The organism is Reyranella sp. (assembly GCF_050185545.1).
Lineage (GTDB): Bacteria > Pseudomonadota > Alphaproteobacteria > Reyranellales > Reyranellaceae > Reyranella.
Window position 1 is genome coordinate 4,135 of the sequence record NZ_JBFWZI010000028.1, and the last position, 24,544, is coordinate 28,678.

Here is a 24,544-nt window from a genome sequence, read left to right on the forward strand (position 1 = left end):
CGTTCGAGATCGGCCAGTGATCCGGTCCAAGGCTCGTCTTCCCCAGACGGAAGGAGGGATGTGTCGTCCGGGATCCCTTCGTCGCGCCCGAAGAAGGGCGATAGCAATATCAGTGGCGACCGACGGCCGTTCTCCACCTTCGACGGTCGCGCGATCGGTCACATCCAATGCTCCAAGCAAGACCTCCAAGGCCGCCGCCGGAGGAGCGGCGATCGATACGCGATCCCATCTGGCAGGGCGATCCGGCGAGGCCAAGGCAGCAACCGCAAACGAAGCGACCTGTTTACCATCTCAGCGGGTACCGTCAGGAAATGTACAGTGAATTACTGTATACTTCGCTGCAATGGCTCCGCAACGGGACTGGAGTGGCACGGCAGGCGGGACAGTCGCCTGTGTCCTGGTCCTGGCTAGATTCAGGGTGAAGGTGGCGCCTGCAACCGAGGCGAGAAGCCGGGGTGGTCCTGTCCGAGCGGCCGCCCCTGCGGCTACTTCGCGCCCAGCCAGGTCGGCCACAGGCCACGCTTGTTCTTGCGGGCCTCGAACTCGGCGGTGCTGTAGCGCTGGCTGGCTTTTGGTTCCCATGGCAGCGTCTCGTCGAGGTGAGCACCGTAGGCCATGCCGCTCGCGATCAGGGCGCCGCCAAGATCGATCGGCATGACACCATCATGCAGGGTGCAATGCGCCACGACATGGCATTCGCGGTCGAACTTTTGGATCCGACAGCTGATCTTGTGATCCGACCCCGACAGCAGGTCCGCGAGCGCGGCGCGAGCGCGCATGCCGGCCACGCTCTCGGCTTTCGATTGATCGAGCAGTTCGGGTGCCTGGATACCCCAGAGTCGGATGTGCGGCTTGAGGCCGACTCCGGCCAGCGTGTCGCCGTCGATGGGATAGGCCACGCCCGACCATTCCTTCGGCAGTGCGCCCTGCGCGGTGCATTCGGACGGTGGTGGATCGGCTGGCGCGCGGCGCTGGGACTGGGCCTGAGTCGAGGCGGGGAGGAGCAGGGAGGCGGCTACCGCCGTGACGCGCAGCAATTTCATGGCGGCAACCTTGTGTGACGATTGCGGCTGCTGCAGGGCGGCTGAAAGAATGGGACGCGCACGGTGGCTCACTTGTCGATTGCACAAACCAGAACGCCACTTTGGTGGAGATTCCTGCGCGACCAATGGCGCGCTCCCAGCGAAGCGGCGAGGTGACGGCAAATGGTAGCGTCTGTGAGTGGCGCGCTCCCGACTATATGTTGTCGCCGTTGCGTCTCCGCCTCCGGTCGGCATCGTTCGATCGGCCGGCCTGTCACCGCCGCCTGCCCGATCGCCCGTCGGCGACTCCGGCGCTACCGCCGACCCGCCAGGCTGGCCCAGGCGGCAAGATTCTGCTTGGCCGCTTCGGGCGTCGTCAGCGTCAAGAGGTTGAACGCCGCGAAGGCGAGCAACACGATGAGGATGCGCATGGAGCTTCTCTCCTGGTGGGACATCTGAGGTATCACGAAAAGCGCTTCCGGCAGACCGCGGGTGCTTCTGCGTGGTAGGCTACGGGACATGAAGTCTGCCGTGGCTGTCGCCAGCGTCGCTTCGGCATTGCTGGGGCTCGTTCTCGCCGGTCTGGCGGTCGCATCAGCGCCGGTGGCTGCCCAGCCGCCGCCGTGCGGTGAGAACCCGCGAGACTGGTGCCCGGCGGCGCCGGGCGATCCCTGCGGGCGCCATCGCAATGCCGCTGCCTGCCGTGCTGACCCGGCCTGCTACGGCATGCCGTACCGGGGCGAGTCGGTGGTTGCCTGCATCCTCGACGAGCGCGGGTTTGGCACCAACTGCCCGACCGTCGGCTGCACGAGCACGCCGCCGCTGCGCAAGCAGGCGAAGTGAACCGCGTCCGCGGCCTTCAGACGTTCAGCTCGGGATAGAGAATGGTGCCCGCGATGTCGGCGAGCGTGATGTTGGGCATCCCGGACCGGGTGACCACGCGGTCGATCAGCTCCGGCGGAATCACGCCTCTGTCCGCGTTGTTGGATTGGAAGTTCGTCAGGTGGAAGACACTCGCGGCCAGACGCGGCATCATCGCCCGGCAACTCTTTGGTCGTGAGTTATCATGCGCACCCTCCTCAAGAACGCGACGCTGATAGACTGCGTCGAACCCAGAGCGGTCGAGCGGGCCGCGGTGCTGATCGACGGCGGCCGCATTCGCGAGATCCGCACCGATGGCAGCACGCCCGATCTCGGCGCTTCCGACGGGGACGACGCGATCGAGATCGATCTCGCCGGAGCCTGCCTGATGCCCGGCCTGTGGGACGTCCATATCCATCCCGACTACTACGCAGTCGACGACATGCCGCTGGCCGACCAGGTCACGCTGTTCGGCCATCGGCTGAGGACGGCGCTCACCGAGTCGAGCATCGTCGGGCTGCGCTGCGCCGGCTCGCACAGCTACATGGACGTCGCCTGGAAGCGCGCCTTCGACTCGGGCCAGCATGTCGGCCCGCGCCTCTTCGCGTCAGGCCATTTCCTCACCACCACCGGCGGCCATTTTCTCACCTCTGGACACGCACTCGAGTGCGACGGGCCCTATGGCTTCGTCAAGGCGATCCGCGAGCAGATCAAGAACGGCGTCGACCACTTCAAGCTCAACCTGTCGGGTGGCATCATGGGCCCGGCCTGGGACCGCCATCAGAACTCCTTCCTGCTGCAGGAGGAGCTGAAGGCGGCCTTCGATATCTGTCATCTGCGCGAGTTCAAGGTGATGGCCCATGCGACGAATCCCGAGGCGGTGAAGAATGCGATCCGCCTTGGTGCACACAGCGTCGAGCACGGCTACATCATGGACGACGAGTGCATCGAGCTGCTCCTGAAGCACGACACCTGGTACGTGCCGACGCTCGCGATCAGCCATCTCACGCCCCAGCAGGCGACCAACAGCTGGGAGCTGGGCTGGGTCAAGCAGCGCAACCTGGCGCCCGATCTGTGCTGTCGCGCCGATGCGGCCTCCGACGTCCACCGGGTCTGGTTCGAGAAGGCGCTGAAGGCGGGTGTCAAGATGGCGCTGGGGTCGGACATCCGGCCGCTCAAGGAGGCGGCCCTGCTCGAGCTGGGCCTTTGGGTGCGCGATGGCGCAACGCCGTGGCAGGCGCTGGTCGCGGCGACGCGCAACGGCGCGGCGATCTGCGGCGTGGGCAGGGAGCTGGGCACGATCGAGGTCGGCAAGCTCGCCGACCTGATCGTGGTCGACGGCAATCCCCTGGAGGACATAGACAACGTGCGACGGCTTAGGCTGGTGCTCAAGGAAGGCGTGATCGTCTCCGACAAGCACCGACGCTGAGCGGCGCCCGCGGCGACGCGGGCTCGGTCTCGATCGTGCCCCGAAGCATTCGCATGTTCCTTTTTTCCGTCATCCCGAACGGAGCCGCCAATGGCGCTGTCCACAGCGCCATTGGCGGCGCACTCGAGGGACCTTTTCTTGCCGATGCAGCGACAAGGTCCCTCCATTACGCCTCGCTGCGCTCGGCTCCGGTCGGGTTGACGGCTTTTCTGTCATTGCAACTGCCGCAGCCTGTCCCTGTGCAGCAGGTCAGGCTAGCTGCTCCCCCGCAGCTCGGGCGCACTGCTGCGTCGAACCGGACCAAATGAGGGACCGCAGGTATTCGGCTTGCGATCCCCGGACGACACGAGGACCCGTCACTCGTCAGTCTGCGAATGCAGGCCACCGGCCTGGGAGATATCCTTCAAGGCGTTGCCGGCGGCCCGGCCGTCCTTCGCGATCGCCAGGTCACCGAGCGAGAGGATTCCCACCAGCCGTTTTTTGCGGTTGACGACCGGCAGGCGCCGCAGCTGCTGGTCGCCCATGTTGCGCGTCACATGATTGGTGTCTTCGTCCTCGAAGCAGTACTTCACTTCTTCGCTCATGATGTCGCGCACCTTGGTCGACAGACCCTTGCCCTGGCCGACCGCGCGCACGGCGATATCACGGTCGGTGATCATGCCGACCAGGCGATCATTCTCGCCCACCGGCAGCACGCCGATGTCGATGTCTCCCATCATCTTCGCCACCTCCTGAATCGTCTGCTCGGGCGCGGCGATGCAGACATCTCGCGTCATGACTTCGCTGACTCGCATGGTTCCCTCCTTTCGTTGGGCTGAAGAGCCAACTCGGAACGGCGCCGATGGTGCCCTGGCGTATCGCGAAAATTGCGCGCCCGACCGACCGCATGTCGCCCACCCGCACAACGGGGCCCCCGTTTTGGACAATCCGATCGACGGGGATTTTCGGGCGCTATCGACGGCCGGTCTCCGCGACCGGGGTGCCGTAGTCCGCATTGTGGGCCCACATCACGCCAACCGTGGTGATTGCGAGCACAAGAGCCACCGCGACGACGATGGCGAGTCGACCGACGTCCCGCGGCCTGGTGGGCCCCGGATCACCGAGCTCCGCTTCCGCCATCGCCTCCCTTTCCATGCGCGCGTAGCGCTCGCGTCGTTCCGGGTCGGCGGCCGGCGGATAGTCGGTCGGGCGCGCTCCCGGCGGCCCGATGCCGCGTCGCCAGCGCCGGTAGTACCAGCCAGCCCAGCCTATCGCCGCCCCGAGAGCGAAGGCGCCCAGGGCGGTCATGGCGAGCCATCCAGTCGTGGGCCATCCAGTCGTGAGAATGTCGCCTTGCATGATCGTCTTCCTCTTTCTGTCGCAACGCGCGCGCGCCGGCTGGCGTTGCTGCAGCATGATCGGCAATCGCCCGGGCGTTGCCACGCAGGCGAAGGCGAGCAGCTATTGCGTCCGCCATGGACGGACGAACGGCTCGGTGTCGCGGCTCGGGCTTCTTGACGCACCCCTCCAGGCTGCAAGCCGATCGAGCGACGACCAGGCCGCCGATTGTCGGCTGCCCTGCAACCGGCTGGCGGCGAGGACATTGCCTCCGGGCATGTGGAGTGGAGGAGCCGATGAGCGCCACCGGTTTGGACGTCTTCGACAAGACCCTGCAGACCACCAACATCTGGCTGGACGAGGTGATGGCCGACGTCGGGCCGGACCGCCAGGTCGCCTGGCACGTGCTGGGCGCGGTGTTGCGCGCGCTGCGCGACAGGATCCCCGCCGATCTTGCCGCCCATCTGGGCGCACAGCTGCCTCTCCTGGTGCGCGGCAGCTACTACGACGGTTACCGTCCCAGCCAGCCGGCCGATCGAAGCCGTGACCAGGACGCCTTCCTGGGCAACGTGAACGAGAGACTGGCCGACACCCGGCCCGTCAACGCTCGCGACGCGGTGACATCAGTGTTCGGCGTGCTGTCGGCCCATCTGCCACGCGGCCAGTGCGAGAGGGTGCGGGATGCGCTGCCGGCGGATATCAAGGTGCTGTGGCATCTCGACGAGGCCCGACAGACATCGCGCGAGGACAAGGCCGGGACCGGCCGGGCCGCCCAGCACGCCCAGGAGGCGAGGAGGTTCCGGGCACGACATGGTGCGGCAGCCAATGACGGCGGCAGTCGCGAGTGATGCCGCCGCTGCGTGATGCAAGCTCAGGGCTGGGAGCCCGCGAGTGATGGCCTCATGCGCCGGGAGCGCGCCACTCCGTGGCGCTCATGCGCTTCTTCCAATCCACAATCGGTGTATCCGCTATCCTCATGAGCGCCACGGAGTGGCGCGCTCCCGGCCATGAGCGGGCGAGACCCTTCGACAGGCTCAGGGCAGGCGCCCGCGGTCCAGAAGAGCATGAGCGCCACGGAGTGGCGCGCTCCCGGCGCGCACGTTTCTCAAACAACCTTGTCGCGCCGCAGGCTGGACAGATCGCTGTCCGAATAGCCCAGCTCGCGCAGGATCTCATCCGTGTGCGCGCCCAGCGCCGGCGAAGATCCGGCGGCCGTGCCGCTGTCGCCGATCTTGAACGGCGTGCCGAGCAGCGGCCAGGCGCGGTCCTCGGCGTCACGAGCCTCGACGACCATCCTGTTGGCGAGGACCTGTTCGCCCGTCAGCACGCGATCCAAGCTCTGGATCGGCGCGACCGCCACGCCGTGCCGTTCGAGCAGGGCGCTCCAGTGCTCGCCGGGATGCCGCACCAGGTGCGCCTCCAGCAGTCCGACCAGGATGTCGCGATGCTGCAGGCGGCTGGCATTGGTGGCGAAGCGCGGGTCGGCGGCGAGGGCGGGATCGTTCAGGGCCGTGCACAGGCGCTGCCAGGCGGCATCGTTCGGTGCACCCACCAGGACATGGCCGTCCTGGCAGCGGAACGCCTGGTAGGGCGCCTGGTTGGCGCCGCCCGATCCCTGCTTGCGCGGCACGATACCGGCCTGCAGCCAGCCGATCGCGTGGTAGCTCAGCATCGACACCGCGGTCTCGAGCAGCGAGGTACGCACCCACGTTCCCTGGCCGGTATGCTGCCGAGCATACAGCGCGGTGACGATCGCGCCGTAGGCGCTGAGGCCGGTCGCCATGTCGACGAACGAGACGCCGGTGCGCACCGGCGGGCCGTCGTCGTAGCCGGTGACCGACATCGGTCCGGCGAAGGCCTGGACCATCAGGTCGTAGCCCGGCTTGTTGCTGAGCGGTCCCTCGGCGCCGTAGCCGGAGATCGAGCAGAAGATCAGGCGCGCGTTCAGCGCCCGCATCGCCTCGTAGCTGAGGCCGAGCCGCTCGGCGGTGTCGGGCAGGAAGCTGTGCAGGAACACGTCGGCCGACGTCACCAGCTTGCCGAGGATCTCCCGGGCGCGCGGCGCCTTCATGTTGAGCGTCATCGCCCGCTTGCCACGGTTGACGCTGGCGTAGTTGCTGCTGAGGCCGTTCTCCATCAGCGGCGGCCAGCGCCGGTTCTCGTCACCCTCCGGGCTCTCGATCTTGATGACGTCCGCACCCATGTCGGCCAGCAGCTGGGCACAGGACGGTCCGGCCAGCACGCGGCTCGCGTCGACGACACGCAGGCCCTTGAAGGGCACGGTACGGGATGCTTCTGACGTCGTCACGGAACAGTCTCCTGCCAGTTTTGTCGCTCTTGCGGCCCGGGGGCGTCCCGCCCGCTCATGAATTGTTGAGCGGGCGGGACGCCCGCGGTCCAGAAGAGCATGAGCGCCACTGGGAGGTCAGTGGAAATTGACGCGGTAGATGGCCGTCAGGATGGCGGGCTCGCCGCCGGCCTTGGAGATGTCGAAGAGGCCGTCCTGCCACGGCAGGTTCCTGAGGTCCTCGGGCCCGAGGCGGACGAAGTCGAAGGGCAGGTGGTTGCCGCGATCTTCCGCGACATGCCGGACGAACTCCTCGGTAACGTAGATTTCGACCGGCTCGACGTGCGGCTCCAGGCGGGCGGCGTTCTGGAGGGCGATGCCATAGGGCTCTGCCTGCCGCGGCCCGACTGCGATCTCGACGAAGCCGGCATCGCCGGCAAACCTGAGCTGCGAGCCGAACTCCGAGCGGCCGAGGTCGCGCTGGATGTTCCGCGCTGCCTGGAGAAGCTTTATCGGATTGGCGTCGATCAGCAGGAGCGAATCGCCCTGCGAGCGTTCCGCATGCGCGAGCCTGGAGCCGAAGGCCGACACGATGGAATCGAACACCGCGGCGAAGGCCTTGGTGCGCAGCCCGTCGCGCATGGTCTCCGAATGGCCCCTGACGTCGCCCTTCAGCACGTAGTGGATGACGCGCTCGCGCAGCCAGCGGCGGCCGCGGCCGATGACGTTGCGGTCGTTCAGGTTCTCGAAATATTGCGGGTTGCGCTCGGCGACCAGGTCGTCCAGCGCCGGATGGATGAGGTAGATGCGCGCCGGCGGCAGGACCTGGACGTTGTCCAGCGGATGCTCGCCAGGCAGGCGGAAGATCTGCATGTCCTCGCCCGACTCGGCATCGCGGCCGACATAGCCCAGCAGCCCCAGCTTGAAGAGGGCGCAGAACGGATGCTCGGTGTGCGGCGCGGCCTCGCCGAAGGCTGCCAGCCAGGCGCCGGCATAGGCCCCGGAGATGCGTTTCAGGTCGTCGGGCGCGAGCACGTTGTGGTCGATCAGCCGCAGCAGCATGTCGGAGTCGAAGCCGTCGAGGTGCGGCGCCATCTCGGCGAAGTAAGCGGTGGCGATGGTCTTGGCCTCGGCGCGCACCGCCTCGCGGACGCGCCGTTCGCTGCGCCCGGTCGGCGGGATGCTGGCGATGGCCTTGCCGATCGAGACCACGTCGCGCGGACGCCCCAGGGTGTGGCGCAGCCAGAAGCCCAGCACCTCCTCCTCGTCGCCGGTCGTCGGATGGGTGACGCGCTTCAGGGGCCCGAAGAACGCCGTCGCCGGGTCCTTGGAGCGCGGGTCTGCCAGGTCCTCGGCGTTGGAGTGGGCGATGTTCTTGTGGACGATCTCCAGGAGATCGCTGTCGGTGTAGCTCACGATCAGCGACTTGCTGCGCAGCTGCTGGCCGAAATAGGTGTCGCCGATGATCCCTTGGAGGACCTCCTTGCGGATCGAGACGTAAATCTTGACGTGCGTGTTGATGTGGCTGAGCTCGCGCGCCGCCGCGGCGATGCCGTATTGCGCCAGGTGCCAGAAGCTGCGCTTGACCCGGCCGCCAATGGGGCGCTCGCGGCCGGCATTCATCTCGCGCAGGATGCCTTCGTAGTACTCGTCGATGTTGTCGACGAAGATTGCCGTCGATTCGTGCAGGCGCCGGAAGGCCGGCAGCAGCGCGTCGTTGTAGTCGTTGTTGAGCTGGTGATAGGTGTTCACCTGGGCCGACAGGATGTGGTCGAAGATCTCCCAGACCGACAGGAGATTGTCGTCCTGCACGATTGCCGCGAGCGCGCGGCTGCAGCGGCCGGGCTGCCAGGCCGTGGCCTTGAGGATGGCGATGGTGAAGGACAGCAGCCACACCGAGCGCCAGTAGCCTTCGCTGTCGCGCAAATCGCCGTAGTCGCTGGTCGGGATGACGCTGGGTAGGCCGCTCGGCTTCTCGACCAGGGCGCCGCTCGGCAGGATGTGGGCGTACTTGTCCTGGATCGACAGCCGCTTCGCCTTGAGCAGCAGGGTCTTGCCGAAGCCCTTGGGCGCGATGACGATCGTGGTGGCCTTGTTCTCCGGCCGGAGGAACGATCTTATCTCAGGGTTGGGATGGAGAAGATTGGACCGGAAATTGAGAATGTCCTCGGCATCCATCTCGCTCGCGTCGATGATCCACGCCTGCATCGATGACACCACCGTTCCTGCTGGTTCACGTTACGATCACTCGGCACCTGGGCCGGGTCGGTCGGCCAGGTGCGGGAAGATTACGACTTCATTGCGGGTCGCGACAGGACGCATCGAATCCTCCCCCGATTACGGGGGCATTCGCATCTGGAAAAACGCCGTCATCCCGAGCGGAGCCGCCCAAAGGGCGGCGTAGTCGAGGGACCTTTCTTGCCGGTGCTGCACAAGAAAGGTCCCTCGACTACGCCTCGCTGCGCTCGGCTTCGCTCGGGACGACGGCGTTTTTCCAGATGCGAATGCCCTGCCCGATTACGGGGAGACACCAGCACGCCCGGCGCGCACCACGATGGTGAGAAAATAGGGGCGGTAACCCGCCCTTATTTTCATAGGAGGAACACGAAAAGGAGGTTCATTCCCTTGCGGGAACTCCATCCGGCGCACGGCGTTGCGAGGGCTTCGGGACGCTCGCTGCGCAAACCGTGGGCGCCCATCGCGGAGGGCAGGCATGGAGTCGAGACTGCTTCATGAGGACGACGGTCAGCGGACCTTCGTGCTGATCTTCGAGACCGGAGACGAGCTGATGGGCCGGCTCGGGCGCTTCGCCGCGCAGGAAAGGCTGGCCGGGGCGCAGTTCACCGCCATCGGCGCCTTTTCCGAGGTGACCCTCGGCTACTTCGACTGGGAGAGGAAGGAGTACCTCGAGCGAAACCTTGCGGAGCAGGTCGAGGTCGCCTCGCTCACCGGCGATGTCGCGCTGGGGCCCGACGGTGCGCCGGCGATCCATGTCCATTGCGTGCTCGGTCGTCGCGACTACAGCGCGCTGGCGGGCCACCTCCTGAAGGCGACGATCCGGCCGACGTTGGAGCTCGTGCTTACCGAGTCGCCGGTGCATCTGCGCAAGCGGCACGACCGGCAATCCGGCCTCGCCCTCATCGACCTCGGGGCCTCCCGATCGTAGAGCACGTTCTCCTCGCCATGCATGACAAGCGTTCAATCGGGGACGAACGAGTCACAGGCTCTGCGGAGTGACGCGAGGCGTGGCGTCTCGAGGGGAGCGTCCCGGCCGGCGAGGCCGTCTCAGCCATGGGGTTGCATGGAAGGCGCTCATCAGCACGTACATCGGCACCATGCCGGTGAGCACCGACACCCCCGGGCTGGCGGCGCAGAGTGCGTCGAGCGGGCCGCCGCCGAGGATGGCCGAGAGCAGAGCCATACCGGCGAACGTCGGGGCGGCTGCCAGCGACAGCCAGTCGGCGGCGCCGAGGCGGCCCGGCTTCGTCGGGCCGCCTCCGAGTCTGCTGCCGACCAGGTGGCAGGTGAGGCTCATCGGCCGGAGCACGCGCCGGCATTGGCCGGCTTCGCGGCCGGCGCCGGCGACTCGTAGCGGTCGTGATGGCGCACCCATTCCATGGTGAAGGAGAGCCCGTCCTCGTCGCGGCCCTTCGGCGTGAGGTCGAGCAGACGGTAGGTGTGCATCATCACCTCGACGCCGCGGCCATAGGTCGAGTAGGTGTGGAAGATCGCGCCCGAATCGTCCTTCCAGAAGGCGCTGACGCCGGGCATTTCCCCGCCCGGCGGCGTGCCGCCGAAATTGTAGTCGGCCTTGCCGCTGGCCAGCTCGTCGGCGGTGAAGCTCACGTGGAAGTCCGTGTTGAAATCGGTGCCATGCGAGGATACCCACGGGAAGGTCCAGCCCATGCGCTGGCGGAAGCGCTCGATCTCGGCAAGCGGGGCGCGCGAGACGGCGACGAAGGCGACGCCGCGCTGCGCCAGGTGCACGAGCGTGGCGTCGGTATGGTCGGCCATGTAGGAGCAGCTCTTGCAGCCCTGCTCCCAGCCCGGGGCGAGCATGAAATGCTGCACCAGCAGCTGGTGGCGGCCGTCGAACAGCTCGCCGAGCGTGCGCCGGCCGGCCGGGGTGTCGAAGCTGTAGGTCTTGTCGAGCCGCACCCAGGGCAGCGCCCGGCGCTCGCGCGCGATCTGGTCGCTGAGGCGGGTCAGCTCCTTCTCGCGCGCCATCAGCTTCGTACGCTCGGCAAGCCATTGCTGCCGGGACACGACGGGATGGTTCATAGTGGCGTTGATGGTGGTCATGATGTGCTCCTCGATGTTGTCGGAGGGTCGTTGGTCGAGAAATGACAAGTGGTCACGCCACGAAGATGGAGCCTGAGGTCGACGCGGTGGGAGTTACAAGTGTGGCGGGATTTTCGTGGATTCGCTGATCACCGCCGCCGCGCGCGCCCTGGCGGCCGGTGATCCGCTCGGCGCCCTGAACCGGGTGGCCCTGCGCGACGATGCGCCGGCGCTGGCGCTGCGCGGCATCGCCATGGCGCAGCTCGGCGATTTCCTGCGCGCGAAGGCGCTGGTGAAGCAGGCGGCGCGCGCGTTCGGGCCGCGCGAGGCGGTGGCCCGGGCACGCTGCGTCGTCGCCGAGGCCGAGATCGCGCTTGCCGCGCGCGAGCTCGGCTGGCCCACCCGGGCGCTCGAGGCGGCGCGGGTGACGCTCGAGCAGCACGCCGACCTGCTGAACGCCGCGCATGCGCGCTACCTGCAGGGCCGCCGCCTGCTGCTGCTCGGCCGCCTCGACGAGGCCGAGCGGGCGCTCGAGGGGCTCGATCCCGCCGTGTTCCCGCCGGCGTCGCGGGCCGCGCATGCGCTGGTGGTCGCCGGCATCGCCATGCGGCGCCTCAGCACCGTGGCGGCGCGTTCCGCGCTCGAGCAGGCCGAAAGCGCCGCGCGCCAGGCCGGCATCCCGGCGCTCATGGCGGAGGTTCGGGAGGCGCAGGCGTTGCTCGACGCGCCGGCGGCTCGCCTGCTGGCGCGCGGCGCGGAGCGGCCGCTCCGCCTGCAGGACGTCGAGGCGCTGCAAGGAGCGAAGGCCTTGGTCGTCGATGCCTGCCGCTACATCGTGCGCGACGGCGCGGCCGCGATCTCGCTCGCCGGCCGGCCGGTGCTGTTCGCGCTCGCCCGCACGCTCGCCGAGGCATGGCCCGGCGATGCCGACCGCGTGACGCTGCTGGCGCGGGTGTTCGGCGCGCGACACGCAGACGAGTCCCATCGCGCCCGGCTGCGGGTCGAGATCGGCCGGCTGCGCGCCAAGCTCAGGCCGCTCGCCGGCATCGCGGCGACCGCGCGCGGCTTCGCCCTGGCCCCGCGCCGGGAGTGCGAGGTCGTGGTGCTGGCGCGTCCGGTCGAGGAGCCGCACGGCGAGGTGCTGGCCTTCCTGGCCGATGGCGAGGCGTGGTCGAGCTCGGCCCTCGCGCTGGCGCTCGGCGCTAGCCAGCGCACGGTACAACGGGCGCTCGACGCGCTGGCCGAGACCGGCAAGGTGCAGTCGTTCGGCCGCGGCCGGGCGCGCCGCTGGATCACGCCGCCGCTGCCGCGATTCACGACGACGTTGTTACTCCCCGCGGCCGTGGCGGGTGATTAGATCATGGTTTTCCGGACCGCGAGCGTCTCGCTCGCTCAAGCTCATGAGCGAGCGAGACGCTCGCGGTCCGGAAGACCATGAAGCCAGAAGGAACACAACCCATGCCCCCAGCCCCCGCCGAGATCCTCCGCGAATACGGACCCTTTCCGGGCGCCGCCAACATAGGCGGCGTGACCTTCGACGGGCGGCACGTCTGGTTCGCCTCTGGCGACAGGCTGAACGTGCTCGACCCGACGAGCGGCACCGTCGTGCGCGAAATCGCGGCCGACGCGCATGCGGGAACGGCGTTCGACGGCCGGCACATCTTCCAGATATTCGAGAAGCGCATCCAGAAGATCGATCCCGCGACGGGCCGCGTGCTCGCCACCATTCCGGCGCCCGGCGACGGCGGCGATTCCGGCATGGCATGGGCCGAGGGCACGCTGTGGGTCGGCCAGCATCGCGGCCGCAAGATCCATCAGATCGATCCCGAGACCGGCCGCATCCTGCGCACCATCGATTCCAACCGCTTCGTCACGGGCGTCACCTGGGTCGACGGCGAGCTGTGGCACGGCACCTGGGAAGGCGACGAGAGCGAGCTGCGACGCATCGATCCCGAGACCGGCGAAGTCCGGGAAAGCCTCGCGATGCCGCCGGGCGTCGGCGTGTCGGGCCTCGAGTCCGACGGCGGCGACCGCTTCTTCTGCGGCGGCGGCCGCAGCGGCAAGGTGCGCGCCGTGCGCCGCCCACGCCGCGCCGCGGCTTGAGGTGCGTTCGATCAGAGTGAGCCGAATAAGGCTTGTCGGGAACTTGGCGAACACGACGGGCTGCTGCCTGGAGGCGGGCTTGCCGGCGACGGTGAGGAACACGCCCTCCTCGCTTTCGACATGCACGCGGTGACTGGCGTAGTTCAGCCCGGCGGCGATCACCTTCGAGGGCTCGCAGGGCACCAGCATCCTGACCTTGGAGGCGGGAAATTCCCGCCCTGTCGGCTCGGCACGCTCGTAGATGCTGCCCTGCAGCTCCTTGACGACGTCGTCTTCCAGCAGCCCGTAGGCGGCGCCGTCAGCGCGCTCGAAGCGGACGTAGCGAGAGACCGTTCCAGTTGCTTTCATGACCATCCTCCGTCTTTCCGGGATCCGAATCGCCACGCGGCTCGCCGGGCAGGGTAGGGAGGGGACGATCCCGGTGTCTTGAAGCTTTGTGCGGCGTTCCCGTGGCGCATTGGCCGGCGCGCCGCGGCAGGCGCGCGTTCGAAGTGCTGCACAAACGTTCAAGATGCTGAACCGGCGATGAGGTAGGAGGGCGGCCAGTGTGTCGGCTCCGTGCATGACGTCTGGCGCCGTCGGAGCGAAGACCGTTGGACCAATCGCGTCGGGAGAGCATCGACATGAGTCTCGAGTCAGTTCGCGCCTTCCTGGCCGACAAGGCGCCCGACATCGAAATCGTCGAGCTCGAGATGGACAGCACCACGATGGCGATGTCCAGCGCCTGGGGCGTCAAGCCGGCACAGGTCGCCAAGACCCTGTCGGTGCGGGCAGGCGAGCGCAATCTGCTGCTGGTGACCTGTGGCGATTCGAGGTTGGACAACAGGAAGGCAAAGAGTGCCCTGGGCGGAAGGGTGAAGATGCTCTCGGCCGAGGAGGCGCAGGCGCTCACCGGCCATCCGCCGGGCGGCGTCTGTCCGTTCGGCCTCGCCACGCCGCTGCCAGTCTATTTCGATGTCGCGCTCAAGGCCTTCCACGAGGTCGTCCCCGCCGCCGGCTCGACGCGGGCGGCGATGCGGATTGATCCGGTGCGCATGGCCGCGCTGGTCGACGCCCAATGGGTCGATGTCTGCCAGTAGACACATCTCCAATCCTCCCCCGCAATTGGGGGAGGTGCCCCGTCATACGGGCGGAGAGGGAAGGCCGCAGTCGAGATCCGTCCAATTGCGAAGTCATAGTCGGAGCAATCGAGTTTGAGGCCTTCTCCCTCCGGCCCTCTGTGCCACCTCCCCCGATTGCGGGCAGGGCATTCGCATATGGAAAATAAAGCCGTCATCCTGACCGGAGCCGAGCGCAGCGAGGCGTAGTGGAGGGACTTTTCTTCTTGCTGCATCAGCAAGAAACCTTCGGGCGGCTTCGCTCGGGATGACGGATCTATTGCCATATGCGAATGCCCTGCGATTGCGGGGGAGGGATATGAAGATGTGTCATGGGTGGCAGTCTGCCAGCGGCACACCAGCGAGATGGGAGGAAGGACAATGACGGAACTCGGCGGCGGATGCGTTTGCGGTGCGGTCCGTTTCACCGCGACCGGCGAGCCTTTGCGCGTGACGATCTGTCATTGCACCTGGTGTCAGCGGCGCACCGGAACCGCATTCGGCACCGAGGTCGTGTTCAACGCCGACCAGGTCACGATGGCCGGGAAGGTCAGCCGCTATCGCCACGTCTCCGACCTGTCGGGGCGCTGGCTCGATGTCGAATTCTGCCCGCGCTGCGGCACAAACCTGGGGTTCACCCTGCAGGCCGCGCCCGGCCTGCGCACCCTGCCAGCCGGCGCGTTCGACGAGCCGCGTTCGATCAGCCCGGAACGCTACCCATTTCGCCACGTCTTCGTTCGGTCGCGCCGCGATTGGTCCGACCTGTCGCCCCTCGTCGAGACCTACGAGCAGCACTTCCGGCAGTGACGGCGGGACGCGCGGCTGGCGCGGGACATGCTCGGGACCACCACTTGCCAGGTCCCATGCGGGGCCGCTCACCGGTGTCGCGGGACGGAGAAGCGCAAGCGGCAGCGGAAGCCCTGCGCTGCATAGTCGACGTCGAACCGGGCGCCAAGCTGCTCGGCGCTGCCGTTGAGCAAGCGTGTGCCGAAGCCTCGGGACCGAGGCGCCGCCACCGGCGGGCCATTCTGCTCCTGCCAATGCAGATCGACCTCGATGCCGGCTCCCGACGGTACGGCGCTCCAGCCGATCGAAACCTTTCCTTCGTCGACCGAGAGAGCGCCATACTTGGCCGCATTGGTGGCAAGCTCGTGGAGCATCAGGCTGAGGGTGATGGTGGTGTTGGCCGGAATCAGCACCTGATCCCCGGCAATTTCGACCGGTCTCCCTTCGCCGGCGAAGGCCTCGAGTGCGGTGGCAACAATGTCCCGAAGAGCGGCGCCACGCCATGAATCGCTGGTCAGCAGGCCATGGGCGCGCGCCAGCGAGCCCAGGCGGTCCGTGAACACCTCGGCGAATTCCCGGGGATCGGGTCTTGTCCGAAGCGTCTGCTGGGCGAGCGCCTGCACGATCGACAGCGTGTTCTTGACGCGATGGTTCAGCTCGTCGAACAGCAGCTGCTGTCGCTGCTCGGCTTCCTTGATGTCCGTAATGTCGAGGACGACGCCAACGACGCGCAGCGCCTTGCCCGCGGCGTCGCGGATCACCTGGCCGCGATCCATCACCCAGCGCACCTGCCCGTCAGGCCGGCGGATGCGGTATTCCAGCTGGTAACGACTTTCGCCGCCCTGCAGGATCTCGCGCTTGCGGCATCGTGTCGATTCGCGATCGTCGGGATGAACGTACTCGAGACCTGATTCCAGGGTCGCCGTGGCGTCGGCCTGGTCGGCACCCAGGATCTTCAGGAATTGCGGCGACCGCAACGAGCGGTCGTTGACGACATCGTACTCATGTGCCCCGAACTGCGCGGCCTCCGCCGCGTCGCGCAGCCGCTCTTCACTTCTTCGCAAGGCTGCCGAGCCTCTGTCGAGATCGTCCCGAGCCCGCCGCAGCGCGTTGCCTACCGCGTTGACCTCCCGGATCGCCGAGTTGCGAATGACGAAGGGTTCGCCCCGGCCCAGGGCGCGCGCCGCGGCCGTAGCCGCTGCAAGGGGTCGGGTAAGGGCCCTGCCAAACAGGAAGGCGAGCGCGATGACCAGGCCGCCCACCAGCAGAATGGTGGCGCTCCAGAACAGCAGGGAGGCAATCACCTGCCTGTCGACCAGGGCCGCCGGGAAGGCGACGGATATGGTCCAGTCGGACCAGTGCCCACGACCCACGGCAAGCAGCACCTCCCTGCCGTCGATGTTCGTCGTTCGCATGACCGAGCCCTGGGGCTGCCGGACAAGCCGGGCTGGAGCGGCCGTACCGAGAAGCCGTGCATGGTCGTGCGTGAGGGCCATGGTGATGCCCTTGCTGTCCCAGATGGCGGCGGACCATTCCGGCGGCAGGCTCTGGCCCCGCAACAGGCTGCGCAGATCCTCGGGCATCAGGCCGAGGCTCATCACGAAGCGCACCTCGTTGCCATGAAGGACGGGAATCGACACGTTGTAAACCGGCTGCTTCACCACCAGGCTGGTGAAGAGGTCGGAGACGACCGGCCGCGGCGCTCGCTGCATCTTTTGCAGCGTCGAGGGATCGCCCGTCACATTCGGCGCCTCGCCGAAAGGCACATAGGTGTTTATCAATTGCCGCCCTTCGGCATCGACCAGCACCAGGTACGCGCGGCCCCGCAGGGCATCCTTGGCCTGGGCGTAGAAGGCGGGCCAGTCTTCGGCCGCCAGCAGGGGCGAGGTGGAAAGCGTCTCGAGGACGGCCACGCGCCGTTCCGTGTCACGGTCGATATCGGCGATGAGGGCCTCGAGAACCTGGTCGATGCGCTGCTTGATCTGCTCGCTCTCCAGCGTCACGGAGCGGTAGAGCAGAACGCCTACCAGCAACAGCAGAGGCACGGCGACGATCAGGGCAAGGAAGATGAGATGGACGGAGGCCGAGTGTCCCCTGGTCCCGGCCGGGTTGTCTTGCTTCGACACCTTCATGCGGGAAGGGTTGCGGCGAGCGCCGCTTCGAGGTCACGCGTCCTGTAGGGCTTGGCGATGATGACACGATCGCGATGAGCGGACGGAAGCGATGCGCGGTCGTAGCCGGTGGCGAAGAGGAACGGAATGCCGCGGGTCGCAAGCAGATCGGCTACCGGATCGATCCGCTCACCCGCGATATTGACGTCGAGAATCGCGATGTCGAATGCCAGCACCGCGGCCTTTGCCAAGGCATCATCCAGGCGGACCGCACTTCCGGCCACCTTGCAGCCGAGATCCTCGAGCATGTCCTGGAGAAGGTACAGGATCAGCGCCTCGTCCTCGACGATGAACGTTCGCGTCCCGGCCAGGGACAAGTGGGGCTCCATTGCTGTGCCCTCGATCCTACCGGCTCGACGGACGGCGCGCCATGGCCGGACCAGGATTGCCCGGAGGGATGGAAGCCCGGCCTGTCGCCGGTGCGCCTCGGGGGTTTCACGACATCATCGATCCACAATCGCCGTCATCCCGAGCGCAGCGATCTCCATTGCGGCCTCAAAGGTCCCTCGCTGCGCTCGGGATGACAGCAGTGCCGTGACGACCGGAACTACTATTTTGTCACAGAGCCCGCTCGGGATGATGCGCTTGATGCAGGCCCGCTCACCCGGTTCGGGTGCCGTCCTCGATGATCTCGATGGTGCGCGAGAGATCCTGCTGCGCCCGACCCTGAAAGACGCCGTGCTTCAGCACCAGGCGCGCCGCCTGGCAGACCCACATCGGGACACCGAGATCCTCGCCCTGCTCGATGGCGAGATCGACGTCCTTCATCAGGATCTCGAAGGTGGCGCCGAACTCGAAAGTGCGCGGGAGCACGGCCTGCGGGAACAGCACCATCGTCGAGAAGTTGCGGCCGGTGCTGTTGTTCAGGACGTGCAGCATCGATTCGGGCGAGATGCCGCCCTTGCCGGCAAGCGTCATCGCTTCCGCCGTGCCGACCAGCGAGACCGCGAACAGGAGGTTGTTGGCGAGCTTCATGATCTGGGCCGCACCCGGCTTGTCGCCCGCCGTGACGACCGTTGGTCCCCACAGCCGGAAGAGAGGCTGCAGCGCCGCGACCGTCGCGTGATCGCCGGCAACCATCGTCGTCAACGTACCGGCCTTTGCGCCGACGACTCCGCCGCTGATCGGTGCATCGACGAGAACGATGCCTTTCGCGGCGCAGGCGGCCTCGATCTCCCGGCTGAAGGCTCCGCCGACCGTGCAGGTGTTCACGAGAGTCCTGATGGCCTTGCCGGACAGCAGCCCTGACCCGATCACGACCTCGCGGAAGACGGCGAGCGTGGGCAGCGAGACGATCACGGTCTCGCAGGCATCGGCCAAGGCCTCGGGTGACGCGGCGCGGCGCGCCTGCCGTTCCAGAAGAGGTTTCATGGCCTCCTCCCGAACGTCGAACACCCAGACCTCGTGACCGCCGTCGAGAAGCTTTCCGGCCATGGGTTGTCCCATGTTGCCGACGCCGAGATAGCCTAGGCGCATGTGCCGTTCCCCCTGATGTGCCGCCATATCGACATGCGTCAAGCCGCGATCGAGCGCAACGAGAAGTCGCGGCATTTGCGGGCAATCCTGGCGACGCGTTCGGCAAGCGGATCGAGCCCGTCCGAACGGTAGACCGCGAAATTCCGGATGGGCGGGATCCGGGGCGTTGTCCGGATGACACTCAAGCGGCCACTTCGGACCTCGGGCTGGAAATACGGCTCGGTCAGGAATGTGCCCCCCAGCCCTGCCGCGGCGAGCGCCGCCGGCACGCTGATCGCATGAGCGCCATCGGAGTGGCGCGCTCCCAGCAAAGAGGTGCTCCTCGCGTCGCTGAAGAAAACGCGTCCGAGCCTCACAGCAGCTTGTCCAGCGTGATGGGAAGGTGGCGCACCCGCTTGCCGGTGGCGTTGAACACGGCGTTGGCAATCGCGGCCGCCGTGCCTGTGATGCCGATCTCGCCGATGCCGCGCGCGCCAAGCGGCGCCTGAGGATCGGGGATATCGGTCCACATCACCTCGATCTCAGGCACATCGAGGTGTACCGGGACATGATATTCGGCGAGGCTCGGGTTCGCGATACGCCCGTTGCGCGGATCGAGCAGTGTGTGCTCCGACAACGCCAGGCCGATGCCCATGACGATGCCGCCGCGGAACTGGCTGGCCGCCGTCCTGGGATTGAGGATGCGGCCGCAGTCGAAAGATCCGAGGAAGCGGCGTACCCGCACCTCGCCGGTTACCGCATTGACGCCGACTTCGGCGAACTGCGCGCCGGTGGAGTGCATGGAATACTTCATTTGCTCGAGGGGAATCGATCCGGCCTGCTCGACCTCGACGCTGTCGCGACGGGCCCGCCTCAGGATCGACGTATAGCTCTCGTGCCGTGATGGATCGCGGGCGTGCGCGAGGCCGCCGTCGCACGCCACGACGTCGTCTGGCCTCAGCCCGGCGAGCGGGCTGTCGTTGCCGGCGAGCTTGAGCACCTTTTCGACCAGTGCTACGGACGCCGCCGTCACGGCCGCCACGGTGCCCGCGGTCTGCGACGAGCCGCCGGCCATCGCGCCCGCCGGCAGGAGGCTGTCGCCGTAGGCGAACGACACCTGCTCGAGCGGCAAGCCCAGCCGGTCGGCGGCGTGCTGGGCCTGCACCGTCGCGGTGCCCATGCCCATCTCGTGACCCGCGGTCGAGACCGTGAGATGGCCGTAGGCGTCGAGCCGAAGCCGCGCCTTGACTCCGGGCATGCGGTAGTAGGGATACGTGGCGGTGGCCACGCCCATGCCGACCAGCCACTCGCCATCGCGCCGCCGGCCCGGGGTCGGATCGCGCCGCTCCCAGCCGAAGCGGCTGGCGCCGTCGGCGTAGGCCTCTATCAAGTGGCGCGACGAGAAGGCCGACCGGCTCGTGGGGTCTCGCTGGGGCTCCCAACGCCGCCTGAGCTCGATCGGGTCGATCTTCATCTCGTACGCCAGCTCGTCGATCGCGCTTTCCAGCGCAAAGGTGCCGATCGACTCGCCGGGCGCGCGCATCCAGCTGTTGGCCAGCATGTCCATGTCGGCCACCTTCTGCTCCAGCCGGAGGGTCCGGGCGGCGTAGAGATGGCGGGCCGGGAAAGTGAACTGCTCGGGGCAGTTATTGTGCGCCGTCATGGCGGCGACGCCAGTGTGGATCAGGGCCGCGAGCTGGCCGTCGCGGTTCGCGCCCAGCGCAACGCGCTGTACGGTTGGCGTGCGGCCGCCGACCAGCCGATAGACCCCGGCGCGGCTCAGCACAAGGCGGACGGGCCGGCGCGCGAGCTTCGCCGCGGCGGCAGCGAGGATCTGATGGCTCCACAGTGTCTTGCCGCCGAAGCCGCCGCCCACGAACGGCGACAGCACGCGCACCTGATCGGGCCTCAGGCCGAACACGTGGGCGAGCGCGCCCGCCGTGCCGGTGATCATCTGCGTGGCGTCGTGCACCACCAGCGAACCGCCCACCCAATCCACTGTCGCGGCATGCAGCTCGATCGCGTTGTGGTTCAGGGGCGGGGTCGAATAGGTACGATCGACCCGGTGCTCCGACTCGGCCAGGGCGATCTCGGCATCGCCGCTCGCGACCATGGCGGGCTCGCCGACGACCTGACCCGGGCCGCGCGCTCCCGTCTGCGCAGCAGCAAAGTCCGTGGTCGCCGTCGCCGATTCGTAGGTTGCGGAGACCAATCCCGCCGCATGGTCGGCCTGCTCTTGCGTCTCGGCCAGTACCACGGCCACCACCTCGCCGTTCCAGTGGATGGAGTCGTCCTGCATCACCGGCAGGTTGCTGCCCGCAACGCCGTCACCCTCGCCGAACGCCTCCGGTGCTTTCATCCGCGGCGCGTTGCGATAGGTCATCACCAGGGCCACGCCGGGCGCCGCCTCGGCAGCGGCCGTCTCCAGCGCAGCGATTCGGCCGCGCGCGATCGTCGAATGGACGATGGCGGCGTAGAGCAGGCGCTCCAGAGGGACCTCGGCGGCGAAGCGCGCGGCGCCGCGTACCTTGAGGGCGCCGTCGAGCCGCGACACCGGTTCGCCGACATGGCCATGCTGACCCTGTCTTGGTGCCGGCGGACCCGCGGGTCGCGTTCCGGGCACCAGGAGATCGGGCACGTGGCGCAGCATCGTGCGCAGGATCCCGGTCATGCTCATGCCGGGCCTCCAGCGAGCTGGCCGAGGACGGCGACCATCGTCCGCTTGGCAAGTTCGACCTTGAACGCGTTGTCGCGCAGCGGCCGGGCCGCCGAGAGCTCGGCTTCCGCTGCCCGCCGGAAAGCGCGCTCGCCGGCTTGCGCGCCGCGCAGTTCCGATTCCGCCGCATGGGCGCGCCACGGCTTGTGCGCCACGCCACCCAGCGCCAAGCGCACGTCACGGATGGCGCCGTCTGCGTCGACGTCGAGCGCGGCGGCTACCGAGACCAGGGCAAAGGCGTAGCTCGCGCGGTCGCGTACCTTGCGGTGTCGAGCGTCGCGCCAGGGGCAGCGGCGGCAGCACGATCGCGGTGATCAGCTCGCTCGCCCGCAGCTCGGTGTCCTGCGCCGGAGTTTCGCCCGGCAGGCGATGCAGCCTCGCGAACGGCAGCGTGCGACGCCCATCCGTGCCGGCGAGGTGCACGGTCGCGTCGAGGGCCGCCAGCGCCACGCACAGGTCGGACGGGTGCGTCGCCACGCAGGCTGGCGAAGCGCCCAGGATCGCGTGCATGCGGTTGAACCCGTCGAGGGCATCGCAGCCCGCGCCGGGCTCGCGCTTGTTGCAGTGCGCGGCCGTGTCGTAGAAGTAGAGGCAGCGCGTGCGCTGCAGCAGGTTGCCGCCAACCGTCGCCATATTGCGGATCTGCGCCGACGCGCCCGCCAGGACGGCGCGCGCCAGCACGGGGTAGCGCTCGCGCACCAGACGGTCCGCGGCCAGTGCGGTGTTGGTGGTCGCGGCCCCGATCCTCAGACCGCCATCGCCGCTGTCGGTGATGCCGTGGTCGAGTGCGGTCACGTCGACCAGCGACGACGGCCGCTCGACGCCCTCGCGCATCAGGTCGACGAGATTCGTGCCGCCACCCAGGTAGCGCGCGCCGGCCCGTGCGGCGTGTTGGATTGCGCCGGCGGTGTCCGCCGCGCGACTGTAGGTGAAGGGGATCATGCGGCCTTGTCCTGCCCGGAGTGTTCGGTGAGCCAATCCTTTCCGAAGGTCTCGGCAATCGCCGCGACGATGCCGTTGTAGGCGCCGCAGCGGCAGAGGTTGCCGCTCATGCGCTCGCGCACCTCGTCGCGGTCGAGCGTGATCCTCTGCGCCGCCACGTCGGGGGTCACATGGCTGGGCACTCCGCGCGCCAGCTCGGCGACCATGGCAATCGCCGAGCACAGCTGCCCTGGCGTGCAGTAGCCGCATTGGAACCCGTCATGCGTGATGAAGGCCCTCTGCAGCGGGTGGAGGCGGTCGCCATCGGCCAGGCCCTCCACCGTCGTGATGTCGCGCCCCTGGTACTGGACCGCGAGCGCCAGGCAGCTGTTGATGCGTTCGCCGTCGACCAGGACCGTGCAGGCGCCGCAGGCGCCTTGGTTGCAGCCCTTCTTGGCCCCGGTGAGGCCAAGGTGGTCGCGCAACAGGTCGAGAAGGGAGGTGCGCAGGTCGACATCGACGGCGATCGCGCGCCCGTTGATCCGGAACTCCATGGGAATCGCTCCTGTCGCGGGCGAACGCCGTGCCGGCGGGAATGTTCCCGACGTGCGGGGACGTGCCGAAAACTTTCGGGTTCGCGGCAGCCTACCAGCACGTGCTGTTGCACAGGCACGAGATTGTCGTGCAGCATGGCAATCGGCACGCTTGGCGCAATCGGAGTGATCGGCCCGCGGTCATGCTGTTCGTGTTGCTTGGTGCCAGAAGGGCCGTCAGGCATGATCAAGCCGTGGATCTTCGAGTTCTTCGCCGCCCCGCGCGAGCTTCATGAGCATTTCGACCCGCAGGTATCGAAGCGCTACTTCGATGCCTACCTCGACCTGTGGGCCAGCGCCGAGCCGGCCGGCTTCGAGGGCATCTTCTTCAGCGAGCACCATTTCGGCTCGGCCTATTCTCCCGCGCCGAACCTCCTGATCGCCAGCGTCGCGTCACGGACCCGGAGTCTCCGCCTCGGGACCCTCGGCATGGTGCCGCCCTATCACGCGCCCTGGCAGCTGGTCGAAGAGATCGGCATGCTCGACCATCTCACCGGGGGCCGGCTCGAGATCGGAACGGCAGCCGGCATTCCCAACGAGATGGCCAAGGTCGGCCTGGGCCATGACGAGGCGCGTGCCCGAAACGACGAGGCGCTCGAAATCCTCGATGCGGCGCTGCGGAGCCCGGTCATCACGCACCACGGCAAATTCTGGCAGTTCGAGAACCTGCGCCTGACGCCGCGACCGCTGCAGCAGCCGACGCCGCCCGTCTGGGTTACGGTGGTGAGCACGTCGTCGGCCCGCAAGGCCGCGCATCGCGGCGTCAAGCTTTGCACCGGCTTTCATCCCCTGGCCAAGGTCGTCGAGATCTTCGATGCCTTCCGCGACGAGGCGGCGAAGATCGGTCGCAAGGTCGGACCGGACGATCTGTGCATTCGCCGGCAGGTGACGATGCTGGAGGACGACCGCGAAGTTGCCGCCGTCGTCGAAGCGCAGCGGCGCAACACACGCAAGTTTCTCGAGGCCGATCCACGGCTGGATTCGCCGGACCGGCCGGCGATCCTCGATACGCCCACGGCGCATGCCTTCTCCGTCGGCGATGACGAGTTCATCGCCGGGACGGCGGCGGCAATCGCCGGGCAGATCATCGGGCAGTGCCGCGCGGCCGGAGCAGGCCATTTTGCCGCCACCTTCGACCGCTCCCGTCCGCCGCAACGATTGAAGGAGTGGTACGCGGTCTACGGCGCCGACGTGATACCGGCGTTGCGGCAGGCGGCGGTCTGAAAGGAAGAAAGCGGAAGCGTACGCCCGTTTCCGACCAGTCTGTCGGCCTGTTCGTTCCCGCTGGCACACACGCCTCGTTGATTGGCGTGCTCGCTCGCCGAGGCCAAGTGCCCTCTCGCCACGCCGTGACGCTCGAAGCGTGTGACTTGATCGAACGAAGTCGCACCTCTCTTGTCATCCGCAGCGAAGGATCTCATCGCCGGCACTTTCAAAGTGCGCTTCGAAGCGGCGATGAGGTCCTTTGCTGCCGCTCAGGACGACAGAAAAGTTCGCGGAGCGAA

General features: G+C 67.7%; 22 protein-coding genes and 3 pseudogenes. 9 read left to right on the forward strand and 16 right to left on the reverse strand.

What is annotated here, in order from left to right; genetic code table 11:
* Positions 1–485: 485 nt before the first annotated feature.
* Positions 486–1,169 (reverse strand): thermonuclease family protein, encoded by a 684-nt coding sequence (locus AB7O82_RS10550; protein WP_428553360.1) that lies wholly within the window; start codon positions 1,167–1,169, stop codon positions 486–488.
* A gap of 372 nt (positions 1,170–1,541) precedes the next feature.
* On the opposite strand from AB7O82_RS10550, the gene AB7O82_RS10555 reads away from it, so the two are divergent.
* The gene (locus tag AB7O82_RS10555; protein WP_428553363.1) at positions 1,542–1,865 is read left to right on the forward strand and encodes a hypothetical protein; all 324 of its coding nucleotides are present in this window, start codon (positions 1,542–1,544) and stop codon (positions 1,863–1,865) included.
* 16 nt (positions 1,866–1,881) lie between these two features.
* On the opposite strand, the gene AB7O82_RS10560 is transcribed toward AB7O82_RS10555, so the two are convergent.
* A complete protein-coding gene (locus tag AB7O82_RS10560) occupies positions 1,882–2,058 on the reverse strand; it encodes a hypothetical protein (RefSeq protein ID WP_428553365.1) in 177 nt (58 codons plus the stop codon).
* Between the two features lie 30 nt (positions 2,059–2,088).
* Between AB7O82_RS10560 and AB7O82_RS10565 the strand changes: the two genes are divergently transcribed.
* On the forward strand, positions 2,089–3,312 hold the full coding sequence (locus tag AB7O82_RS10565) for an amidohydrolase family protein (protein WP_428553368.1): 1,224 nt from the start codon (positions 2,089–2,091) through the stop codon (positions 3,310–3,312).
* A gap of 356 nt (positions 3,313–3,668) precedes the next feature.
* On the opposite strand, the gene AB7O82_RS10570 is transcribed toward AB7O82_RS10565, so the two are convergent.
* Positions 3,669–4,106 (reverse strand): CBS domain-containing protein, encoded by a 438-nt coding sequence (locus AB7O82_RS10570; RefSeq protein ID WP_428619344.1) that lies wholly within the window; start codon positions 4,104–4,106, stop codon positions 3,669–3,671.
* A gap of 157 nt (positions 4,107–4,263) precedes the next feature.
* Positions 4,264–4,599: a hypothetical protein gene (locus AB7O82_RS10575; protein ID WP_428619347.1), complete on the reverse strand. Its 336-nt coding sequence runs from the start codon at positions 4,597–4,599 to the stop codon at positions 4,264–4,266.
* A gap of 326 nt (positions 4,600–4,925) precedes the next feature.
* Here AB7O82_RS10575 and AB7O82_RS10580 point away from each other — a divergent pair.
* Positions 4,926–5,342: pseudogene (locus tag AB7O82_RS10580) on the forward strand (DUF2267 domain-containing protein); the annotation flags it as partial.
* Between the two features lie 392 nt (positions 5,343–5,734).
* On the opposite strand, the gene AB7O82_RS10585 reads toward AB7O82_RS10580, so the two are convergent.
* The gene (locus tag AB7O82_RS10585; RefSeq protein ID WP_428555111.1) at positions 5,735–6,937 is read right to left on the reverse strand and encodes a CaiB/BaiF CoA transferase family protein; all 1,203 of its coding nucleotides are present in this window, start codon (positions 6,935–6,937) and stop codon (positions 5,735–5,737) included.
* Positions 6,938–7,054: 117 nt separating this feature from the next.
* Complete coding sequence (locus AB7O82_RS10590) at positions 7,055–9,124, reverse strand: P-loop ATPase, Sll1717 family (RefSeq protein WP_428619349.1); 2,070 nt, start codon at positions 9,122–9,124, stop codon at positions 7,055–7,057.
* Between the two features lie 505 nt (positions 9,125–9,629).
* Here AB7O82_RS10590 and AB7O82_RS10595 point away from each other — a divergent pair.
* Positions 9,630–10,082: a PPC domain-containing DNA-binding protein gene (locus AB7O82_RS10595; protein WP_428555116.1), complete on the forward strand. Its 453-nt coding sequence runs from the start codon at positions 9,630–9,632 to the stop codon at positions 10,080–10,082.
* A 51-nt stretch (positions 10,083–10,133) separates the two neighbouring features.
* Here the strand turns inward: AB7O82_RS10595 and AB7O82_RS10600 are convergent, their stop codons facing one another.
* Positions 10,134–10,451, reverse strand: a complete 318-nt coding sequence (locus tag AB7O82_RS10600) for a hypothetical protein (RefSeq protein WP_428555118.1) — start codon at positions 10,449–10,451, stop codon at positions 10,134–10,136.
* Positions 10,448–11,197: a DUF899 domain-containing protein gene (locus AB7O82_RS10605; RefSeq protein WP_428619360.1), complete on the reverse strand. Its 750-nt coding sequence runs from the start codon at positions 11,195–11,197 to the stop codon at positions 10,448–10,450. The genes AB7O82_RS10600 and AB7O82_RS10605 overlap by 4 nt, the downstream gene beginning before the upstream one ends.
* Before the next feature lie 136 nt (positions 11,198–11,333).
* On the opposite strand from AB7O82_RS10605, the gene AB7O82_RS10610 reads away from it, so the two are divergent.
* Positions 11,334–12,554, forward strand: coding sequence for a helix-turn-helix domain-containing protein (locus tag AB7O82_RS10610; protein ID WP_428546644.1), 1,221 nt, complete (start codon positions 11,334–11,336; stop codon positions 12,552–12,554).
* Positions 12,555–12,655: 101 nt separating this feature from the next.
* Positions 12,656–13,300 carry a DUF5074 domain-containing protein gene (locus AB7O82_RS10615; RefSeq protein ID WP_428546647.1) on the forward strand — a complete coding sequence of 215 codons (645 nt, stop codon included), beginning with the start codon at positions 12,656–12,658 and terminating at the stop codon, positions 13,298–13,300.
* A gap of 189 nt (positions 13,301–13,489) precedes the next feature.
* Here the strand turns inward: AB7O82_RS10615 and AB7O82_RS10620 are convergent.
* Positions 13,490–13,864, reverse strand: a pseudogene (locus AB7O82_RS10620) (DUF2437 domain-containing protein); the annotation flags it as partial.
* Positions 13,865–13,923: 59 nt separating this feature from the next.
* Between AB7O82_RS10620 and AB7O82_RS10625 the strand changes: the two are divergent.
* Positions 13,924–14,379, forward strand: a complete 456-nt coding sequence (locus AB7O82_RS10625) for a YbaK/EbsC family protein (RefSeq protein WP_428546650.1) — start codon at positions 13,924–13,926, stop codon at positions 14,377–14,379.
* A gap of 399 nt (positions 14,380–14,778) precedes the next feature.
* Entirely contained in the window at positions 14,779–15,204 is a 426-nt protein-coding gene (locus tag AB7O82_RS10630; RefSeq protein ID WP_428546653.1) for a GFA family protein, read from the forward strand.
* A gap of 68 nt (positions 15,205–15,272) precedes the next feature.
* Here the strand turns inward: AB7O82_RS10630 and AB7O82_RS10635 are convergent, their stop codons facing one another.
* The 7 genes and pseudogenes from AB7O82_RS10635 to AB7O82_RS10665 form a co-directional block, all read right to left on the reverse strand.
* On the reverse strand, positions 15,273–17,309 hold the full coding sequence (locus AB7O82_RS10635; protein WP_428546656.1) for a sensor histidine kinase: 2,037 nt from the start codon (positions 17,307–17,309) through the stop codon (positions 15,273–15,275).
* A gap of 2 nt (positions 17,310–17,311) precedes the next feature.
* Entirely contained in the window at positions 17,312–17,671 is a 360-nt protein-coding gene (locus AB7O82_RS10640; protein WP_428546659.1) for a response regulator, read from the reverse strand.
* A gap of 283 nt (positions 17,672–17,954) precedes the next feature.
* The gene (locus AB7O82_RS10645) at positions 17,955–18,905 is read right to left on the reverse strand and encodes an NAD(P)-dependent oxidoreductase (RefSeq protein WP_428546662.1); all 951 of its coding nucleotides are present in this window, start codon (positions 18,903–18,905) and stop codon (positions 17,955–17,957) included.
* Positions 18,869–19,099, reverse strand: coding sequence for a hypothetical protein (locus AB7O82_RS10650; protein ID WP_428546665.1), 231 nt, complete (start codon positions 19,097–19,099; stop codon positions 18,869–18,871). The genes AB7O82_RS10645 and AB7O82_RS10650 overlap by 37 nt, the downstream gene beginning before the upstream one ends.
* A gap of 83 nt (positions 19,100–19,182) precedes the next feature.
* Entirely contained in the window at positions 19,183–21,459 is a 2,277-nt protein-coding gene (locus tag AB7O82_RS10655) for a xanthine dehydrogenase family protein molybdopterin-binding subunit (protein WP_428546704.1), read from the reverse strand.
* A gap of 23 nt (positions 21,460–21,482) precedes the next feature.
* Positions 21,483–22,467 (reverse strand): annotated as a pseudogene (locus AB7O82_RS10660) (FAD binding domain-containing protein).
* Positions 22,464–23,000 carry a 2Fe-2S iron-sulfur cluster-binding protein gene (locus AB7O82_RS10665; protein ID WP_428546671.1) on the reverse strand — a complete coding sequence of 179 codons (537 nt, stop codon included), beginning with the start codon at positions 22,998–23,000 and terminating at the stop codon, positions 22,464–22,466. Before AB7O82_RS10665 ends, AB7O82_RS10660 begins: the two are co-directional and overlap by 4 nt.
* 222 nt (positions 23,001–23,222) lie before the next feature.
* On the opposite strand from AB7O82_RS10665, the gene AB7O82_RS10670 reads away from it, so the two are divergent.
* A complete protein-coding gene (locus AB7O82_RS10670) occupies positions 23,223–24,263 on the forward strand; it encodes an LLM class flavin-dependent oxidoreductase (RefSeq protein ID WP_428546674.1) in 1,041 nt (346 codons plus the stop codon).
* Positions 24,264–24,544 lie beyond the last annotated feature (281 nt).

Coding starts and splice junctions, on each gene's coding strand:
- AB7O82_RS10575 (WP_428619347.1), bottom strand. CDS start 4,599: ATGACCGCCCTGGGCGCCTTCGCTCTCGGGGCGGCGATAGGCTGGGCT.
- AB7O82_RS10565 (WP_428553368.1), top strand. CDS start 2,089: ATGCGCACCCTCCTCAAGAACGCGACGCTGATAGACTGCGTCGAACCC.
- AB7O82_RS10590 (WP_428619349.1), bottom strand. CDS start 9,124: ATGCAGGCGTGGATCATCGACGCGAGCGAGATGGATGCCGAGGACATT.
- AB7O82_RS10665 (WP_428546671.1), bottom strand. CDS start 23,000: ATGGAGTTCCGGATCAACGGGCGCGCGATCGCCGTCGATGTCGACCTG.
- AB7O82_RS10670 (WP_428546674.1), top strand. CDS start 23,223: ATGATCAAGCCGTGGATCTTCGAGTTCTTCGCCGCCCCGCGCGAGCTT.
- AB7O82_RS10630 (WP_428546653.1), top strand. CDS start 14,779: ATGACGGAACTCGGCGGCGGATGCGTTTGCGGTGCGGTCCGTTTCACC.
- AB7O82_RS10625 (WP_428546650.1), top strand. CDS start 13,924: ATGAGTCTCGAGTCAGTTCGCGCCTTCCTGGCCGACAAGGCGCCCGAC.
- AB7O82_RS10655 (WP_428546704.1), bottom strand. CDS start 21,459: ATGCTGCGCCACGTGCCCGATCTCCTGGTGCCCGGAACGCGACCCGCG.
- AB7O82_RS10615 (WP_428546647.1), top strand. CDS start 12,656: ATGCCCCCAGCCCCCGCCGAGATCCTCCGCGAATACGGACCCTTTCCG.
- AB7O82_RS10570 (WP_428619344.1), bottom strand. CDS start 4,106: ATGCGAGTCAGCGAAGTCATGACGCGAGATGTCTGCATCGCCGCGCCC.
- AB7O82_RS10645 (WP_428546662.1), bottom strand. CDS start 18,905: ATGCCGCGACTTCTCGTTGCGCTCGATCGCGGCTTGACGCATGTCGAT.
- AB7O82_RS10605 (WP_428619360.1), bottom strand. CDS start 11,197: ATGAACCATCCCGTCGTGTCCCGGCAGCAATGGCTTGCCGAGCGTACG.
- AB7O82_RS10595 (WP_428555116.1), top strand. CDS start 9,630: ATGGAGTCGAGACTGCTTCATGAGGACGACGGTCAGCGGACCTTCGTG.
- AB7O82_RS10560 (WP_428553365.1), bottom strand. CDS start 2,058: ATGATGCCGCGTCTGGCCGCGAGTGTCTTCCACCTGACGAACTTCCAA.
- AB7O82_RS10600 (WP_428555118.1), bottom strand. CDS start 10,451: ATGAGCCTCACCTGCCACCTGGTCGGCAGCAGACTCGGAGGCGGCCCG.
- AB7O82_RS10555 (WP_428553363.1), top strand. CDS start 1,542: ATGAAGTCTGCCGTGGCTGTCGCCAGCGTCGCTTCGGCATTGCTGGGG.